This is a genomic window from Halorussus limi (assembly GCF_023238205.1).
Lineage (GTDB): Archaea > Halobacteriota > Halobacteria > Halobacteriales > Haladaptataceae > Halorussus > Halorussus limi.
Genome location: NZ_CP096659.1, coordinates 1,550,603 through 1,568,794 on the forward strand (window position 1 = coordinate 1,550,603; position 18,192 = coordinate 1,568,794).

At 67.9% G+C, this 18,192-nt stretch carries 16 protein-coding genes; 7 read left to right on the forward strand and 9 right to left on the reverse strand.

Features of this window, described 5'->3' with window-relative positions; genetic code table 11:
* Window positions 1-128: 128 nt before the first annotated feature.
* On the reverse strand, window positions 129-1,604 hold the full coding sequence (locus M0R89_RS07970) for an aldehyde dehydrogenase family protein (protein WP_248652022.1): 1,476 nt from the start codon (window positions 1,602-1,604) through the stop codon (window positions 129-131).
* Between the two features lie 199 nt (window positions 1,605-1,803).
* Here M0R89_RS07970 and M0R89_RS07975 point away from each other — a divergent pair, with 199 nt between their 5' ends.
* The 3 genes from M0R89_RS07975 to M0R89_RS07985 all read left to right on the forward strand — a co-directional run bounded on the left by M0R89_RS07975 (window position 1,804) and on the right by M0R89_RS07985 (window position 4,608).
* Window positions 1,804-2,541 (forward strand): sporulation protein, encoded by a 738-nt coding sequence (locus M0R89_RS07975; RefSeq protein ID WP_248652023.1) that lies wholly within the window; start codon window positions 1,804-1,806, stop codon window positions 2,539-2,541.
* A gap of 158 nt (window positions 2,542-2,699) precedes the next feature.
* Window positions 2,700-3,653, forward strand: a complete 954-nt coding sequence (locus M0R89_RS07980) for a LolA family protein (protein ID WP_248652024.1) — start codon at window positions 2,700-2,702, stop codon at window positions 3,651-3,653.
* Between the two features lie 112 nt (window positions 3,654-3,765).
* Window positions 3,766-4,608, forward strand: a complete 843-nt coding sequence (locus tag M0R89_RS07985) for an RNA ligase family protein (protein WP_248652025.1) — start codon at window positions 3,766-3,768, stop codon at window positions 4,606-4,608.
* Between the two features lie 17 nt (window positions 4,609-4,625).
* Here M0R89_RS07985 and M0R89_RS07990 read toward each other — a convergent pair whose 3' ends face one another.
* The 4 genes from M0R89_RS07990 to M0R89_RS08005 all read right to left on the reverse strand — a co-directional run bounded on the left by M0R89_RS07990 (window position 4,626) and on the right by M0R89_RS08005 (window position 8,526).
* Window positions 4,626-5,003: a hypothetical protein gene (locus M0R89_RS07990; RefSeq protein WP_248652026.1), complete on the reverse strand. Its 378-nt coding sequence runs from the start codon at window positions 5,001-5,003 to the stop codon at window positions 4,626-4,628.
* 88 nt (window positions 5,004-5,091) lie between these two features.
* On the reverse strand, window positions 5,092-6,450 hold the full coding sequence (locus M0R89_RS07995; RefSeq protein WP_248652027.1) for a GNAT family N-acetyltransferase: 1,359 nt from the start codon (window positions 6,448-6,450) through the stop codon (window positions 5,092-5,094).
* 190 nt (window positions 6,451-6,640) lie between these two features.
* A complete protein-coding gene (locus tag M0R89_RS08000; protein ID WP_248652028.1) occupies window positions 6,641-7,618 on the reverse strand; it encodes an ABC transporter permease subunit in 978 nt (325 codons plus the stop codon).
* A complete protein-coding gene (locus M0R89_RS08005; RefSeq protein WP_248652029.1) occupies window positions 7,615-8,526 on the reverse strand; it encodes an ABC transporter ATP-binding protein in 912 nt (303 codons plus the stop codon). The genes M0R89_RS08000 and M0R89_RS08005 overlap by 4 nt, the downstream gene beginning before the upstream one ends.
* A gap of 163 nt (window positions 8,527-8,689) precedes the next feature.
* Between M0R89_RS08005 and M0R89_RS08010 the strand changes: the two genes are divergently transcribed.
* Window positions 8,690-9,934, forward strand: coding sequence for an MBL fold metallo-hydrolase (locus M0R89_RS08010; protein WP_248652030.1), 1,245 nt, complete (start codon window positions 8,690-8,692; stop codon window positions 9,932-9,934).
* Here M0R89_RS08010 and M0R89_RS08015 read toward each other — a convergent pair.
* The 4 genes from M0R89_RS08015 to M0R89_RS08030 all read right to left on the reverse strand — a co-directional run bounded on the left by M0R89_RS08015 (window position 9,931) and on the right by M0R89_RS08030 (window position 14,629).
* A complete protein-coding gene (locus tag M0R89_RS08015; protein WP_248652031.1) occupies window positions 9,931-10,155 on the reverse strand; it encodes a hypothetical protein in 225 nt (74 codons plus the stop codon). The two genes, M0R89_RS08010 and M0R89_RS08015, sit on opposite strands and share 4 nt — an antisense overlap.
* Window positions 10,156-10,231: 76 nt before the next feature.
* The gene (locus M0R89_RS08020; protein WP_248652032.1) at window positions 10,232-11,509 is read right to left on the reverse strand and encodes an ornithine cyclodeaminase, nickel-pincer nucleotide-dependent; all 1,278 of its coding nucleotides are present in this window, start codon (window positions 11,507-11,509) and stop codon (window positions 10,232-10,234) included.
* A gap of 191 nt (window positions 11,510-11,700) precedes the next feature.
* Entirely contained in the window at window positions 11,701-13,284 is a 1,584-nt protein-coding gene (locus M0R89_RS08025) for a pentapeptide repeat-containing protein (protein ID WP_368408861.1), read from the reverse strand.
* A 43-nt stretch (window positions 13,285-13,327) separates the two neighbouring features.
* Window positions 13,328-14,629: a 5'-deoxyadenosine deaminase gene (locus tag M0R89_RS08030; RefSeq protein ID WP_248652034.1), complete on the reverse strand. Its 1,302-nt coding sequence runs from the start codon at window positions 14,627-14,629 to the stop codon at window positions 13,328-13,330.
* 134 nt (window positions 14,630-14,763) lie between these two features.
* On the opposite strand from M0R89_RS08030, the gene M0R89_RS08035 reads away from it, so the two are divergent.
* The 3 genes from M0R89_RS08035 to M0R89_RS08045 all read left to right on the forward strand — a co-directional run bounded on the left by M0R89_RS08035 (window position 14,764) and on the right by M0R89_RS08045 (window position 18,175).
* Window positions 14,764-15,351, forward strand: a complete 588-nt coding sequence (locus tag M0R89_RS08035) for a hypothetical protein (protein WP_248652035.1) — start codon at window positions 14,764-14,766, stop codon at window positions 15,349-15,351.
* A gap of 386 nt (window positions 15,352-15,737) precedes the next feature.
* A complete protein-coding gene (gene kdgK1 / locus M0R89_RS08040) occupies window positions 15,738-16,691 on the forward strand; it encodes a bifunctional 2-dehydro-3-deoxygluconokinase/2-dehydro-3-deoxygalactonokinase (RefSeq protein WP_248652036.1) in 954 nt (317 codons plus the stop codon).
* A gap of 200 nt (window positions 16,692-16,891) precedes the next feature.
* Window positions 16,892-18,175, forward strand: coding sequence for a PGF-CTERM sorting domain-containing protein (locus M0R89_RS08045; protein WP_248652037.1), 1,284 nt, complete (start codon window positions 16,892-16,894; stop codon window positions 18,173-18,175).
* Window positions 18,176-18,192 lie beyond the last annotated feature (17 nt).

Genomic DNA, 18,192 nt, shown 5'->3' on the forward strand with positions numbered 1-18,192 from the left:
CCAAGGAATCCCTCGAGGCCTCGCCGAGCGAAGCGAGGGGAGGCTGAGGGGGTGACGCAGTGCTTTTGGTCGAGCTTTTTATCGAACGGGTCGCCGACGGCGACCCCGTTCGCAATAAAAAGGTCGCTTCAGAACGGGTAGTCGCGCTTCTCGGTCTGGGTCGAAATCCACTTCGTCTGGGTGAGTTCGTGGAGAATCTCCTCGCCGTCGTACCGGCCGATGCCCGAGGCCTTCATGCCGCCGAACGGGATGTTCGGCTCCTCGTTGACCGGTTGGTCGTTGATGTGGACCATGCCCGCCTCGATGGACTCGGCGATTTCCTTCGCGCGGTCGAGGTCGCCGCCGTGGACCGCGGCCGCCAGACCGTGTTCGGTGTCGTTGGCGAGTTCGACGGCTTCCTCCTCGTCCGAGAAGGGAATCACGGGTGCCACGGGACCGAAGTGTTCGTTGCAGGCCGCGGCCATGTCGTTGGTCGCGCCCGAGAGGACCGTCGGTTCGACGTAGAGGTCGTCGTGGTCGCCGCCCGCTTCGAGGGTCGCGCCCTGCTCGACGGTCTGTTCGACGTATTCGAGAATCTGGTCGCGCTGACTCTCGTCGATGACGGGACCGACGACGTTCTCGCGCTCGCGCGGGTCGCCGATGGGCAGGCTTTCGGCGCGTTCGGCCAACTGCTCGACGTACTCGTCGTAGAGCGATTCGTGAACGAGGTGGCGGTTGATGGAGATGCAGATCTGGCCCTGATGGAGGAACGACCCGAAGACCGCCGAATCGACCGCGGCGTCCACGTCGGCGTCCTCGGTCACGACGAACGGGTTGTTGCCCCCGAGTTCCATCGCCGGGATGGCGAGGTTCTCGGCGGCCTGCGCCGCGACGTTCCGGCCGACCTCGGTCGACCCGGTGAACGCCATCACGTCGAGTTCGGGGTGGCCCGCGACGCGGTCGCCGATGTCCGACCCGTGGCCCGTCACGACGTTCAGCACGCCGTCGGGGAGGCCGGCCTCCTCGAAGATGCGCGCGATGAGCAGGCCGCCCGTGACCGGCGTCGAGGAGGCGGGCTTGAGGACCACCGCGTTGCCCGTGGCCAGCGCGGGCGCGACCGCCCGCACCGAGAGGTTGAACGGGAAGTTCCACGGCGAGATGACGCCCACGACGCCCTCGGGGACCCGCCGGACCTCGTTTTCCTTGCCGGGAATCATCGAGTCGGAGGTTTCGACCTCGTCCATCTTCCCGGCCAGACTCTTCGCGTGGTGGCACATCCCCTGTGCGGTCTGCCACTCGGCGAACGCCTTCGCGTTGGCGCTGCCGGACTCGACCGCCAGCGCCTCCAAGATGTCGTCGCGCCGGTCGTCCAGAGTCTCGATGGCGTCCTCGATTACCGAGACGCGCTCGTCTACTGACCGCTCGCTCCACGCGTCTTGGGCCTCGGCGGCCGCCTCGTAGGCGCGGTCCACGTCCTCCACGGTCGCGGCCGGGACCTCCGTCACCTGCTCGCGGGTCGCGGGGTTCTCGACCGCGATGGTCTCGCCGTCGGCCGCGTCGACCCACTCGCCGTCGACGTACAGTGCGTTCCAATCACCGTCGATAGTGAAGTTTCGGTCAGTCACGTTCCCCGTTTGGGGTTCGAGCCAGAAAACACGGTCGGAAGCGGGCGATTCGACTCCGACCGCTCCCTCGTCCGCGAGCCGCCTTATATGAAAAATCTCACGTGATAAATCGTATCGTACTGTCAAGATAGGTGTTTCATCTATCCGCACTCGGTCCCAAAGATACACTATCCCGGAGCGTGAGATAGTACCCGAAGCCATGAAGAAAGTTCTCGCTAGCATCGGAGTCGGCAACGCGACCGTCGACACCGTTCTGTCCTCCACGACCGTCACGCCCGGCGAAACCGTCGACGCGGAAGTTCGCGTCGACGGCGGGTCCGCCGAGCAGGAAATCGGCGCGATTCGCTTCGAAATCGAGACGCGGTACGCCACCGAAGAGGGGTACGAGGAGACCGACGTGGACCGGTTCACCCTGACCGACGACCTGACCATCGAACCCGGTCAGGAGGAGACCCGGTCGGTCGACATCGAGATTCCCTACGGGACGCCCGTCACCCTCGGCAACGTGGACGTGTGGGTCGAGACCGAACTCGACATCGACTGGGCGGTCGACCCCGAAGACAAGGACTACCTCGACGTGCGGCCGACCCCGCGCTTGCAGGCGGTCTTCGACGCGATGGACGAATTGGGATTCTCGTTCCGGACCGCCGAGTGCGAGGCCGACCCCTACGACCGCTACGGGTCGGGCCAGCGGTTCGTCCAGGAGTTCGAGTTCACGCCGCAGGCCGGACCGTTCCGCGGCGACTTGGACGAGGTGGAACTCGTCGTGCGCGAGTCCGCCGACGAACTCACGCTGTTCGTTGAGATAGACCGCCGGGGCGGCCTCCTGAGCGAGATGGCCGAGACCGACGAGTCGAAGACGACACTCACGGTTCGGGACGCCGACGTAGCGACGGTCCGCGACGACTTAGAGCGCGTGTTGGAACAGCACGCCTGAGTCGCCCGAGCGGCTCGCCTCCGAACAGTCACATTTTCGACGTGAAAAGTTAATACGTAACCGAAGATACGTTCGAAATATGCCCCGTTGGTCCCCTCCGAGACGGAGCAGCGAGTATCGACGCCGCGAACGAATCGACCGCCGGCGAGGTGGTCGGGATGACTGAACGTCGGTTGCGCTCGGTCGCGGCGAGCGCCGCCCTCGCGCTCTTGCTCGTCGCGGCCGGGTGCGTGGGCGGCCTCTCGGGTAAGACCGGGACGACGACCGACGCGCCCGACTCCACGGTTCCGACGACCGACACGACTTCGACCACTGACTCGGCGGGTACTCCCACGGCCGCCGAAATCCTCCAGCGCGTGCAGGAGAAACAGCGGTCGGTCGAGGGCTACAGCGCGACGCTCTCCTACGGGACGAACATCTCCCTGACGAACGGGAGTTCGCTCTCGCGCCAGCACAGCGAGCGACTCGCCGTGAGATACGGGAACGACAGCGCGCCGTCGTTCTACCGCCGGGTCTCGCTCTCCGACGGCGACCGACGCCGGGTGGAAGTGGCGAACGCCGACCAGTTCGTCTCCTACAACGTGACCGGCGAGCGGTACCGGTACACCGAGCGGTCGGGCGAGGACCAGTTCGGGCAGCACTACTCGCTCGACGAAGTGGACTGGGCGGGCGACCCCGAAGCCCTCATGCGCGAGAACCACGCGAGTTACGAGGGCACCGAGACGGTGAACGGTCGCGAGGCGTACGTCGTCACGTTCGAGGCCAAGGAACACCCGAACGGGCCCGAATCGACCGCCACGGCGTACTTCGCCGAGCAGACCTACTGGTTCGACACCGAGACCGGCATCCTGTTGAAGCACGTCGCCCACAAGCCGGTCCGGCGGTTCAATCAGGCGATGTCGGAGTACCGAGACCCCCGCAACGACACCGGCGGATTCCGCGACGATAACGGCGACGACGCGGTCTACCTCGAACACAAGGTGCGGACGACGCAGCTCTCGAACCTGACGGTGAACCCCGAGTTCGAGTCGGGGACCTTCGAGTTCGCCCCGCCCGAGGACGCCCAGCCGGTTGGCGCGCCCGAGGACGACGAACCGGAAGACGACGAGTAGCACTTCACCGCCTGCCGGACTTCTTTGTCCTCGCTCGCTGGTAGCCGACGGTCCGGTTCCGGCGGCGTTCGCTGCCAAACGCTTACCTCCGCCCGCGGACAACGCCTCCGGCATGAAGCAGTACCCCGGCGTCCCGCGCGCCGACGAGGCGCCGCCCGAACTCTTCGAGTCGGGCCACCTCTGGTTGCAGGAGCAGATAGACGGCGCACACCTCCGGTTTCGCCTCCGGGAGTCGGGACTCCTCCAGTTCGGCGACCGGACTCGAACCCTCGACGCCGACGAAACGCCCCTGCCCTATCGCCGCGCGGTCCGACACGTCCGCGAGTCGTTCGACCGCGAGGCCCTCCGGAACACCGTCGCCGACGTGTCGTCGGTCGTGTTCTTCGGCGAGGCGACGGTCCGGCGCGCCGTGGACTACGACTGGGCGCGGACGCCCGCGTTCCTCGGCTTCGACGTGTGGGACGCCGCGGACGAGCGGTTCCTGCCGCCCGACTCGGTCGAGCGAATCTTCGACCGCCTCGGACTCCGGGCGGTCGACGCCTTCCAAAAGGAGGTCCGCGCCGTCGACTTCGACCCCGCGAGCTACGAGATTCCCAACTCGGCGTGGTACGACGGCCCCGCCGCGGGCGTCGTCGTCCGGAACAAGACCGGCGGGCGCGCGGCGATTCTCCACCCGGAGTACCGGGCGTGGCGCGAGGAGTCGGACCCGGCGACCGCGCCCGCCGACGAACTCGCCGAGCGGTACGTCACCCGCCGGCGCGTCGAACGCGTCGCCGAGGAACTCGACGCCGACGGGCGGGCGGCCGGGTTCGACGCCGTCTTCGAGCGCCTGATCGAAGCCATTGCCCGCGAGGAGTACCACCGTCTGTTCCACGAGCGCGCCGCCGTGGACCTGCGGGCGTTCCGCTCGGCGGCCGCCGCGCGGACGCAGGAACTGCTGAACGACCGGGAGTGACCGCACGCGGTCCCGTCTCAGAGTCCGAGCGCGCGGCGAAGCCGCGTCATCAGTCCGCCTCCGGAGGTCGGCAACTCCCGGAGGAGCGCGTCGAGTTCCTCGTCGTCGAACCGGTCGTCGTCGCGGGCCTCGCGGACCCACTCCTCCCACTCCTCGTCGGTCAGCGTGCCCCGCGACTCGGGACCCCACTGCTCGACCAGCGCCTCGCGCTCCCGGAACGGGATGTCCATCTCGCCGCCGCCCCAGTAGAGCGGCGAGAGCCAGAACTCCGTCTCGGCGTCCTCGCTCACTGCCTCCTCGCCCGGGAACTCAACCCGGTAGGGGTAGTCGTTGTAGAGGAACACGTCGTCGGGCGTGACGGTCTCGCCGTTCGGAAGTTCGAGCGTCTGGGCCATTTAACGGGCGAACTACGGTTCGGAGGCTTTTGGGCGTTCGGTTCGGAGTCACCGGACTCCCCGGAAGTAATCGGAAGGGTTCGCTACGCTAACCGCTGTCCTGTTCGCAGAGCGCGAGTCGCCAGTTCTCCGCCTCGGCCAGCGACCGGTCCGCGAGCGTCCATTCGCCGTCGTCGGCGACCGGTCGGGCGACCTGCACCGTCGGCGAGGCGACCCACGAGAGCGGCGGCCGCCCGTCGCCGTGGAAGCCGTAGGCCGACAGGAGCGACTCCGGGACCGTCTCGCCGGGCGCGAGCAGGAGGTCGGCGTCGGCGTGTCGCCGGACCGCCGCGGCGACGAGCGCCGACAACGCGCGCTCTCTGTCTGCGCCCCCGACGAGCGGAACCACGTCGGCGAACTGCGCGACCGACGTTCCGTCGGGGTAGGTCCGCGTTCCGACGACGATTGCGGCGGTCGGGTCGCCGCGTTTTCCGGCCGGAGTCTCGTCGCGGTTCCCACGGTCGGGCGTCGCACCGTCCCGCGCCACGACGGTCTCGTACTCCCACTTCGGGTTCTCGAACCGCCAGCGGTAGAACCGCTCGTCGCGGGGGACGCGGAACTCGCGAGGCGTTCGCTTGCCGGCGAGCGACGCGAGGAGTTCGGCGGGCACCCCGTCGTGCCACCGGGGCGCGACTCCGGACGCGTCGGGCGCGAGTCGGTCCCGGACCGACAGGTACGACCGCGCCGCGGCCCGCCCCGCGAACCACGCTGCGGACCCGACCGTTGCGCCGACCGCCGAGGAGTCTCCGGGGAGCGCGTCCGAGAGCCACGTCGCCGGGTTCTGGACCCGGTAGTAGGTCTCCCGCTCGCCGACGACCTCCCACCCGAGTTTCAGGTTGCCCGCCAGCGAGTACTCGTTCGGGAAGTTGAAGAAGCAGTCCACGTCGTCGGCGTAGCGGTCGATGGCGGCCTCGGTCATCCGGGTGAACAGGCCCCGCCGCCGGTGGTCGGGGTGGACCATCGTGTCGCAGGGCTGGAACGCGACGTACTCCGACCCGTCGGCCCGGAGTTCGAGCGAGAAGAACGCCCGCGCGCCGACGACTTCGCCGTCGGTCTCGGCGAGGAAAATCGGCACGTGGTCGACGTAGGGGTTCGCCCGGTACTTCCACTCGAACCACTCCTCGCTGGCCGGTTCGCCGAGGACCGCCTCGAACAGCGAGCGGAACGCGCGCTCGTCGGCCGGTTCGAAGGGCCGGACGGTGTACCGGTCGTCGTCGGGGTGTCGGTCGTCTCCGGAGGATTGGTCGTCGCCGGACCGACCGAACTGCTGACCGCCGGTCGCGTCGTCCGCGGCCGCTTCGCTCCCGCCGCGTTCGCCGCCGGTCGCTCCGCTCACGGCGCTCCCCCCTGCGTCCGCGCGCTCGACTCGCTCCGGTACCGCGACCGCTCCGTCGGACCGCCGTCGCACACAGCGAGCATCGGCGAAGTCTCGACGCTCCTCGCACTATACTACGCGCCGCTTAACCGGCCGTTCCGGACGAACAGCCCTTCCCTTCGGAGCGTTAGTCCGCTCGTTACTGCTGGCGCAGTTCCGCGTCGTCGTTACGAGGCCCCGTCGCCTCGACGCTGTCGGGAGCGTCGCCGGGACCTCACGTCTCTCAGAGCAGGTCCCGATTCCGGAAGTAGACGAGACCGGCGACCGGCGCGACGACCGTCCAACAGAGCAGGACCGCGGCCGCGAACGGGTAGCCAATCGCCACCGTCGAAACCGTGTCGGCTGGCGTCGTGATTATCGGGTGGTACTCCACGTCGGCGAACAGCGTCGTGAGTTTCACGTAGGCGTTGATGGGGTTGAGTCGGCCGACCCAGAAGTACCACTCCGGTCGGGGATACGGGTTCTCGACGCCCTGCATCAGCACGAACTGGAGCGCGGGCCACCCGGCCCGGAGGACCGTGAACACCGCGATGACCACCGCGACGGCCCGGTTCGAGGTGTCGGCGTAGGCGGACGCGGTGAGGCCGATGCCGACGAACAGGAGCGCGTAGGGAATCGAGACCAGCGTGAGACCCGCCATCCCGAGCAGCGAGCCGTTCTTGAACGTGGCCGCGACGATGACGCCCGTGAGCGCCAGACACGCGACCAGCGGGACCGCGACGACCGACGACCGCGAGAGGTACTTGCCGACGTACGCCTCGTCGCGGGAGTTCGGCAGACCGAGCAGGAAGCGGACGCTCCCCGTCTCGCGTTCGCCGACCAGCGCGGCGTAACTGCCGACCAGACAGACCAGCGGGAGCAGGACCGACAGCCCCGACCCGACCGCCACGACGGCCAGCGACATGTCCGGTCGCACGCCGGCGTGGGGGTCAGAGAGCGCGAGCGTCCCGACCACCGCGAGGCCGGCGAACCCGACGACGACGCCCGCTATCTGCTTGGGGTTCCCGAGGAACACCAGCGCGAGGATGGACGCGACGGCGAAGAGGCCGCCGACGCCCGCGAGCGCGGACACGTCGCTCGCCAGCGCGAACAGGCCCGCGGCGACCACGGTGACGAGCGCGATGATGGCCGTCACCGCGGTGCCGGTCCGCGACCGGTAGACGCTGGTCAGGTCGCGCCGGAACACGTCCGCTCGGCTCACGCCGGCCCCTCCGTGTACTTCGAGAACACGTCCGACAGGGACGCGTCACGGACCTCGAAGTCCTCGAACACGCCCGCGTCGGCGATCGCGTTGAGCGCCCGGAGTTTCGTCTCGCCGCCGCCGTCGCAGGCGATTTCGATGCGGCCGTGGCGCTCGCGCACCTCGCTGACGCCCGCTATCTCCCGGAGGCCGGCGAGGAGTTCGTCGGAGACCGCCGACACCCACACCGAGAGCGTCGCGCCCGCGCCGAGTTCCCGCTGGAGTTCGCCGACCTCGCCGACCGCCGCGAGCGACCCGTCGAGCAGGATTCCGATGCGGTCGGCCACCGCGTCGACCTGTTCGAGGATGTGGCTGGAGAAGAAGACGGTCGCGCCCCGATTCGCCTCCTCGGTCACGACTTCCCGGAGGGTGCGCGCGCCGTTCGGGTCGAGTCCGGTCGAGGGTTCGTCGAGGACCAGCAGGTCGGGGTCGCCGACCAGCGCGACGGCGAGCGCCATCCGCTGGCGCATCCCCTTCGAGTAGCCGCCGGCGCGGCGGTCGGCCGCCTCCCGCAGGCCGACCCGGTCGAGGAGGGCGTCGGGATCGTCGTCGGCGTCCTTCGTGTCGATGGCGTGTTCGACGTGTTCGCGGCCCGTGAGCCGCGGGTACGCGCCGTAGCCTTCGAGCAGGAGGCCGGCGCGCTCGCGGACCGCGACCGACTCGCGGTTGGCGTCCCTGCCGAACACCCGAATCTCGCCGCTCGACGGTTTCGTGAAGTCGAGCATCGCGTTGATGGTCGTGGACTTGCCCGCGCCGTTCGGGCCGAGGAAGCCGAACACCTCGCCCTCCTCGACCGACAGCGAGAGGCCGTCCACGGCCGTCACGCCGCCGAACTGTTTCGTCAACTCGTCTATCTCGATGACTGACATGGGGACCTTGGTATCGTTGGCTCAGCGACGCGGAATAAGTCTTCTCACCCTCCGGGACGGGCCGAGGGCCTTCGAGGCTACCGTTTCCAATCGGGGGCCACGTCTGCGCTCCCGCACCCGACAACCGACAGGTGAAAACGGCCGAGACGAGTAGACTCCGCCAATGAACGTCGAATTTCTCGGCGGGGCCCGCGAAATCGGGCGGAGCGCGATTCTCGTGGACGACTCGCTTCTGCTCGACTACGGGATGGCGACGGGCAACCCGCCCTCGTTTCCGGTCGGGGACCCCGACCCCGACGCCGTGGTGGTCAGCCACGGCCACCTCGACCACGTCGGCGCGGTGCCCTCGCTGCTGTCGGGCGACGCCCGGCCGCCCGTCCACTGGACGCCGCCGACCCGCGACCTGACCCGCGTGCTGGCCGAGGACACGCTCAAGTTGCACGGCGGGAGCTACGACTGCCCGTTCACCCACACCGAGGTCAAGCGCATGAGTCAGGTCTCGGAGACGCACGGTTACGGCGAGACCTTCGAGGCCGCAGGCTACGAGGTCACGTTCTACGATGCGGGCCACATACCGGGGAGCGCGCACGTGCTGGTTGACGACGGCGAGACCCGCCTGCTCTACACCGGCGACTTCCACACCGAAGACACGCAACTGCTCTCCGGAACGACCGCGCGGCCGGACGCCGACCTCGTGATTACGGAATCGACCTACTCCGACGTGGACCACGACCCGCGAAAGCAGGTCGAGGAGTCGTTCGCCGAGAGCGTCCGGACGACCGTCTGGGAGGGCGGCACCGTGGTGGTTCCGGCCTTCGCCATCGGGCGCACGCAGGAGATGCTGATGGTCTGCGAGGCCCACGACGTGGACTGCTACGTGGACGGGATGGGCCAGAAAGTGACCCGGATTGCCCGCCAGTACCCCGAGTTCGTCCGGGACGCCGACGCGCTCGGCCGCGCGAAGTCGAGCGCGCGGTTCGTGACGGGACGAGACGGTCAGCGCAGGCGCATCGCCGACAAGAACACCGTCATCGTGACGACTTCGGGGATGCTCTCGGGCGGTCCCGCGATGACGTACGTCCCGGAAATCCGGGCGAACCCGACGAACAAAATCGCGTTCACGGGCTATCAGGTCGAGGGGACGCCGGGCCGGGAACTGCTGGACTCGGGCCGGGCCGAAATCGACGGGCGCGTGATGCCCGTGAGCGCGCAGGTCGAGGCTCACGACTTCTCGGCGCACGCCGACCGCGACGGCCTGCTGGACTTTCTGGACGACTACCGCGACGCCGAGATTCTGGTCAACCACGGCGACCGGTGCGAGCAGTTCGCCGGGGAACTGCGCGAAGAGGGGTTCGACGCGAACGCGCCGGAACTCGGCGATAGCCGCGTCGTCTCGGCCGGAAGCTAGCGGGTCTCGCTCTCGGGCACCTCCGCGTCGATGTGGTGAATCGCGTCGGGCGACAGCAGGCGACCCGAGGGGAGTTCGACCCACCCGTTGCCGAGGACGCGGAGCGGGCCTTCGTGGAGGACGGTCTCCTGCTCGAAGTCGGCGTAGACGACCGCGCTCTCGCACTCCTTGGTGAAGTCGGCGGCGACCTCGCTCCAGACCGGTTCCGTGGAGAATACCATGCGGTCGGCTTCGCCTGACAGCGTGATAACAGTACCGCGTGGTCGCGGTCTCGACGCTTCGCGCCCGAGTGCCGACTTACGCGTCGTCCACCAGCACCTCGGCGAGTTTCGGGACGAAGGTGCCCACGTCGGTCACCATCCCGATGGCCTGCGCGCTCCCGCGGTCGAGCAGTTGGGTCACGGTCGCTGGGTTGATGTCCACGCAGACGACCTTCGTGGTCGAGGGCAGGCAGTTGCCGACCGCGACCGAGTGCAGGAGCGTCGAGAGCATCACGACGAGGTCGGCCTCGCGGGCCTGTTCGCGGATGGCGTTCTGGGCCTCCACCGCGTCGGTGATGGTGTCGGGCAGCGGGCCGTCGTCCCGAATCGACCCCGCGAGGACGTACGGCGCGTCGTTGACGACGCACTCGTACATCACGCCCTCCTCGACGAGTCCCTGCTCGACGGCCTGCTCGATGCCGCCCGCGCGGATGATTTCGCTGATGGTGTAGATGTGGTGTTTGTGTCCCTTCCGCGGGCTTTCGAGGGTCTCGACGTCCATGCCGAGCGAGGTGCCGTACTGGCCGCGTTCGAGGTCGTGGACCGCGAAGCCGTTGCCCGCCGAGAGCATGTCCACGTAGCCCTCTCGGACGAGGCGGGCCAGCGCGTCGCCCGCGCCCGAGTGGATGACGGCGGGGCCGGCGACCGCCAACACCGACCCGCCCTCGGCCTTCGTCTCCGCGACGGACTCGGCGATTTCGCGGATGAGCGACTCCGACGGGCGCTCGGCCGAGACCCCGCCCTGCATGAACCCGAAGGGACCCTTCGACCCGCGGGGTCGCTCGGGCGGGTCCACCCGGACGCCGGCCTCGTCGGTCACCACGAGGTCGCCCTCCTCGATGGCGTTCAGGACCTTGGTGTAGGCGCGCGGACCGCCGTCGCGACCGTTCTCCGCGTCTCGCTCGTCGCCCGGGTCGCCGTCTGCGCCCGGTTCGACGACGACGGCGCAGTCCATTTCGATGTTCTCGACGGGAAGCCACTCGTCGTCGTAGCGCACCTTCGTCGGGTGGTTCGTCGTGGAGTAGAAGCCGTGGGGGACCACTCTGTCGCCGGGCGCCGGCTTCAGCGTCGCGTTCGGTGGGTCCGAGAGGTGCGCGCCGTGCTGGTGGAGTTCGTGGAGAATCTCTCGGAGCGACTCCTCGTCGTCGGCCGTGACGGTCATCCGGCAGTACGACTCGGCGTCCTTGTGTTCGCCCACCTCGAAGACCTCCACGTCGAAATTGCCCCCGAGGTCCATCACGACGCCGAAGCACTGCTGCATCATCCCCGAGTCGATGATGTGGCCTTCGAGTTCGACCGTGCGTGCGACTGTCATACTCTGACGACGGAAGGCCGAGCAATCAACGTTGCGCTGGCGGTGAGACTTTCTAGAACGACCGCTCGCAGTCTCTCGACGGTCGGGGGCCGTGAGGTCGGAGACGGGTGTCGAAGCGCGTCAATTCCGACGCGTTGGCGGCATATTCGGACGATATCTACCGCGAACGTACGAGCGGAGTCCGACCGACGCTATCGCGTGATGTATCTCCCCAGTACAAAGACGAGCAGCGCCATCATCGCAGAACCGACGAAGGCCTCGAACATAGCGACCGCCCGCCCGAATCCCATCGGTTGAACGTCCCCGTATCCGACCGTCGTGAACGTGACTACGCTGAAGTAAACGGCCCGTCCGAACAGCAGTAAACTATCGACGGAGACCGAGGACGTGTATCGAAGCGTCTCTCCTGTCGCGGTGTCCCTGAGGCCGAAAATCGGGTAGACCGCCGCCAAGAGGACCGAAAATACGATCGAGGAGCCGAGTACCCGGTACGGGTTCGTCGCGTACGCCGTCGTCCATCGAGACACGCCGGAGGCGACGGCACTTATCAACGACGATACGCGAGTGGACGTCTTCAGGTTTCGGTCGGTCGACTCGATGAGGGCGTTTTCGAGGGGTACCGAGTTCCGGTCGTCCGTCAGTATCTCTTTCGCGAGGTCCTCCTTCCGAGACGTGTCGTACCCGACTACCGGCTTTCCGGTCATCGCTCGCTTCCATTTGGTCCTTCGGCGGAGGTTCTTGTCCGCGATGTACAGGTCGACACGTCTCTCCGAGAGCGAGTTCCTGTCGGCTACCTCCCGTAACCTCTTGTAACTCCACGTCGCCCGAATGAACCAGTCGTCGTACTCCTCGGCGTCGGTCTCGTACTTGGACGATTTCCCGAACCTCGTGTCGATATCGACGGTCACGTTGCCGAAACTCGCCTTGTAGATTGCTGCCTCGGTCAGCGACGCGCCACCGAGGTCCGAGTCGTCTAGTTTCGCTCGCTCCAAGTCTGCACGGTAAAACACCGCGTCTCTCAGGTCGGCGTTTTGGAGCGTCGCCTCGCCGAGGTCTGCTTCTGCGAAGTTGACACTCCCCCTGTCGAAGATGTCTACGTCGGGGTGTTGGAGACCGATTTTCGGTGGGTTTCGCCACATCACAGGCCCGAGGTGCAAGAGCGGAGCGAGACCCCCGGGAACGACGCCCTTCCCGAACGCGAAACTCGTAATCCTATCTAAGTCGGCACGTCGCAGGGTCGCGTCGTAGAAATCGACCGACTGCAAGGTCAACCCCGAAAGGTCAGCGCTCGTGAGGTCCGCTCCCCAGAAGAGACACCTCGAAAACTGCGCTTCGGTCAGGTCCGACCGCTTGAGGTCGGCGTTGACGAACGTACAGTTCGAGAAGGTAACGGGCGGCAGTTCGGTATCGACGAGTTTCGCTCCGTCGAGTCGTACTCTCGACGCGGCCGCCGGAGCAGTCGTCGGGTCGAAGTTCGGTCCGGCGTACCGCTTTTCGCGACTGTAGTACCGGTTTAGGAGTTCGTCGGTCGGTTTGTCGCTCTCCTCGGCGTGCCAGATGCACCTCTCGTCCTTCCAGACCTCCCGGTTGCAACAGTAGCTTCCAAGGTCGTACCGGTCGAGTTCGACGGTGTACCCGCAAACTCCGTCCGAAGTATCGTTCACTGATGGTTCGTACCGAGAAGACGGTAGAAATCTTTCTTTTTCGACATCGCTACTTCGACGCACCCGGAAGCAGACCGGCGAACCGATCGACGGGACGGGAAGCGAGTTCACCGCCGGATTCTCGGGTTTCTCGTCCGGGAGAAGACACGCTCTCCTACTCCGGCCCGACCGGCAGGTCGTACTCGCGCGCCCGCCGCCGAATCGCGTCGGCGTCGCCGGTCCGCAACTCGCCGTCCTCGTACACCACGTCGCCGTTCACCATCGTGAACGCCACGTCGTCGCCGCGCGCGGCGAAGACGAGGTGCGAGAACACGTCGTGGAGCGGCGTGGCGCGCGTGATGTCGGTCGTCAGGCCGACGATATCGGCCTTCCACCCCGGCCGGAGTCGGCCGACGTTCTCGAAGCCCGCGGCCTTCGCGCCGTTCTCGGTCGCCATCTCGAAGACGAGTTCGGCGGGCGTCGTGGTCGGGTCGAGGTGTTCGACCTTCTGGAGGAGGCTGGCCTGCCGCATCTCGGTGAACGGGTCGAGCGTGTTGTTGCACGGCGGGCCGTCGTTGCCCAGCGCGACGTTGATGCCGCGGTCCGCGTAGTCCACGACGGGCGCGATGCCCGACGCGAGTTTCATGTTCGAGGAGGGGCAGTAGGTGACGTGCGTGCCGGTCTCGGCCAGCACCTCGCGCTCGGACTCGTCGGTCCAGATGCAGTGGGCCAGCACCACGTCCTCGCCGGTCAGGCCCACCTCGTCGAGCCAGTGGATGTTCCGGCGGCCGGTCCGGTCCTCGACGGTCTGGACCTCGTCGCGGTTCTCGCTGGCGTGGGTGTGGATGCGCACGCCCTCGTACTCGTCGGCGAGTTCGCGCGACCCGCGCAGGCACTCCTCGGTGCAACTCACCGCGAAGCGCGGCGTCACGGCGTACTGGATGCGCCCGTCGCGCGTATCGTGGTACTTCCGAATCAGGCGCTCGGTCTCGTCCAGTCCCTCTCGGGTGTCCTCCAGCAGGCCGTCGGGCGATTCGGTGTCCATCAGCACCTTGCCCATCCGGGCGCGGATGCCCAACTCGCCCGCGGCCTCGAACGCCTCGTCGGCGTGGCGGACCGACAGGTGGTCGATGGCGGTCGTGACGCCGGATTCGAGCAGTTCGAGGTAACCTAACTCGGCGGCGATGCGCATCCCCTCGGCGTCGAGCGCCGACTCCATCGGCAGCACGTAGTCGAACAGCCAGTCCAACAGGGACGTGTCGTCGGCGATACCCCGGCCCAGCGACTGGACGGAGTGGACGTGTCCGCCGACCACGCCCGGCGCGAGCAGGTCGTACTCCGCGCGCTCGTGTTCGGGGTAGGTCTCGACCAGTTCCTCCCGGTCGCCGACGGCGACTATCTCGTCGCCCTCCACGACCACCGCGCCGTCCTCGACCACCGTCTCGGCGTCGGCGACGACCGTTCCCTGTAGTAGCATCCCGAAACGAATAGGGGCCGAATTCGGGAAATAGCTGTTGATTCCGAGGAGCGGACTCGGCGACGTGCGGTCCGACGTAGGCCGGACCGACGAACCAAGATATAACATCTGCCGATTCGACGGTCGAGACAGAGATGGGAACGTACGAGGACTGCTGTTTCACGTTTCGCCCGGAGTCGCGGTCGGCCGACGAGGTGACGGCCGCCCTCGAACGGTTCGTCGAGCGACCGTTCGAGGACCTCCCGGACCTGCCCGACGACGTCGCTCCGTACAGCGACCCGAAGGACTACTTCGAGCGCGACCGACTCGACGTCGAGGCCGACCCGGAGCGGGGCCAAGTCTATCTCGGCGGGCGAACGCACCGGTCCTCGAACTGGTGGGCGTGGCGGTACTGGATTCGGGAACTCGGCATCGGCGACGGGACGCTCGCGCTGGTCTGGTGGCACGAGACCCCGCTTCAGGGCTACGGCGAACTCTGGCGCTGGGACGACGCGACCGGCGAGTACGTCGACGTCGACGCGGACCTCGACGCCGAGAACCACGGCGGTGACCGAACCGTGTACCTCGGCGAAGAAGGCGCTCAGGGCGCGAAAATCGCCGAGCGACTCGGCGCGGGCAGGGCAATCACGCCGGCCCGCCACGACGAGTTCGACGGCTTCCTCCGTTCCGGCGACGACAACTTCGTCCCGTTGCACTACCGCAGAATGCACGGAGACGAGTGACGACGCCGCGTTACCGACGGGCGTTTCCACCGAGGCCGACGCGGACGAACGGGACGAGTTCCGGCGTGACGCGTCGGGGGCGACCCCGACGCGGCGTCGCGCGGTCGCGGCGCGGGAGAAATATTTACCGCTGTGAGACTTGGACAGAGATTTTTCAGGAGTGGCTACACATTTCTAAATGCCGCTCTCACTCCGTGTCGGTCGGCGACCGAACGGACCGCGTCGCGGTCCGCACAGTCGCTCACCGGACCGCCGACGGGGTCGGAGTCGGTCGCGTCGGTCGTCCGTCGGAACCGGGCCGCGATTCGGGGTACCGGTCCGTCGGACCCGGCGGAAACGTCTCCGGAACCGAGTAAATTATTGCTCGGCGGGGAGAGGACCGACGTATGACCGACCTCGTGACCTTCGGCGAGACGATGGTGCGACTCTCGCCGCCCGACGGCGAGCGACTGGAGACCACCGACGAACTCGAGTTCCGCGCGGCGGGCGCGGAGAGCAACGTCGCGGTCGCGGCCGCGCGACTCGGCGCGGACGCGGCGTGGACCTCGAAACTCCCCGACTCGCCGCTCGGACGGCGCGTGGTCTCGGGCCTCCGACGGCACGGCGTCGAGACCGACGTGGTGTGGAGCGACGAGGGCCGACAGGGCACCTACTACCTCGAACACGGCGGCAAGCCCCGCGGGTCGAACGTCATCTACGACCGGGCGGGCGCGGCGGTCACGACCGCCGAGACCGACGAGTTGCCGGTCGAGCGCGTCCGCGAGGCCGACCGTTTCCACACCACCGGCATCACGCCCGCGCTCTCGGAGACGCTGGAGGAGACGACCGCCGACCTGCTCGCGGCGGCCAGCGAGGCCGGGACGACCACCTCCTTCGACGTGAACTACCGCTCGAAGCTCTGGAGTCCCGAGTCGGCCCGCGACACCCTCGAATCGCTGTTCCCCGACGTGGACCTCCTGCTGGTCGCCGAACGCGACGCCCGCGAGGTGCTGGGCCGCGAGGGCGACCCCGAGGAAATCGCGGCGGGCCTCGCCGACGAGTTCGACTTCGAGACGGTCGTCGTCACCCGCGGCGAAGAGGGCGCGCTGGCGCTCCACGACGGCGAGACCTACGAGCAACCCGCCATCGAGACCGAGACGCTGGACCCCATCGGGACCGGCGACGCCTTCCTCGGGGCCTTCCTCTCGCGGCGCATCGCGGGCGACAGCGTGCCGACCGCGCTCGAATACGGGTCGGCGACCGCCGCGCTCAAGCGCACGATTCCGGGCGACGTGGCGGTCGTCACCCGCGAGGAGGTCGAGAGCGTGCTGGCCGAAGAAGGCGACGAGATTTCGCGGTAGGCCGGGGTCGCGCGGCCACGGCGAACCCCGGTCGAGTCCGTCGATTCACTTCAGTTCTGGGGCCGACGTGCCACGCCACCGCAATGTTCTGATGTGGCGTACGATGCACATATTCGTTCTTTTCGGGACAGTTGTTCCATCATCCGCGTTCCACGAGGCCAAAAAGCGTATGAGGGCGTGCTGGGTCACCGCCGACCGCTATGAAACGACTCGCAAGCGCACTGGTACTGCTCGTAGTGACCGCGAGCGTCGTACCCGCCGCGACCGCCGTCGCGGCACCCGCCGAGACCCGACAGACCTCCGGCGAGGCGTACTCCGGAACCCACGTCTCGTTCGAGGTCTCGAACAGCGCCGTGACCGACTACGCCGTCGACAACGAGACCCTGCTGGATTCCGTGCGAGTCCAGTCCCAGAGTAACGTCGAAGACGGCGGCCTCGTGGACCTCGGGGCCTCGCTGTCGGCCGTGACCCGAATCGAGGGCGCGGGCCTCAGCGTCGGCGCGAAGACGACGACCGAGGCCAGCGTGCGGGCCGAGAACGGCGCGAACCTCACCGTCCACGACAACGGCCGCGGCGTCCTCGTGGTCGAGTCGGGCGACCAGTCCGACTACGTGGTGGCGAACCTCTCGTCCGGCGCGGACGCCTCGGCCGAGAGCGACTCGCAGGTCGAGGTCACGACCGAGAGCGGCACGAACGGGACCTTCCTCGTCGTCGGCGAAGGTAACGTCACCGTCAACGACGAGGGCGACGTGACCGCCACTCTCGGCGAGGACGGCCGCCTCGTCTTCCGGTCCTACCCCGACGGCAAGGACGACGGCGACGACCGGCAGGAGCGACTCATCGCCAACGGCGAGGCCAAGGCCGAGGCCTACGTGATGGCCGACGGCGGAGAAACCGTCGTGGATACCGTGAGTTACGGCGCGAACACCACGGTCGAGGCGGCCGAGACGGCCGAGGGCGAGGTCTCGTTCACCGTCAACCGGACGACCCACGAGGGGACCGTCCTGCTGACCAGCGTCTCGGAGAAGGCGCTGAACGCCTCCGACGGCCTCGAAGTCACGGTGGACGGCGAGGCCGCCGCGGAGGCCCGGACCTACACCCAACTGAAGAGCGCTATCGGAAGCGACCAGTCGCGCTACGTGGTCGAGAGCGCGGGCGGCGCGTCGGCCGACGCCAGCGCGGACGTGCTGGTCGCGGTCAACCACTTCTCCGAGCGGACGGTCTCGATGCAGTCGGCCGATTCGACCTCGGAGACGACGAGCGACGGCGAGACGACCACCGACGACGGCCAGACGACTACTGGCGACCAGACGACCGCCGCCGACGGTGAGACGACCGAAGACGGCGAGAGCCCCGGTGTGGAGACGAACACCACAACGGTCGTGGACGACGAGACCGACAACGGCGCGAGCGTCCCCGGATTCACCGGGGCGGCCGCTATCGTCGCGCTGGCCGGCGCGGCGATGCTGGCCCGACGCCGCTGACCCGTCTGCTTCCGCGG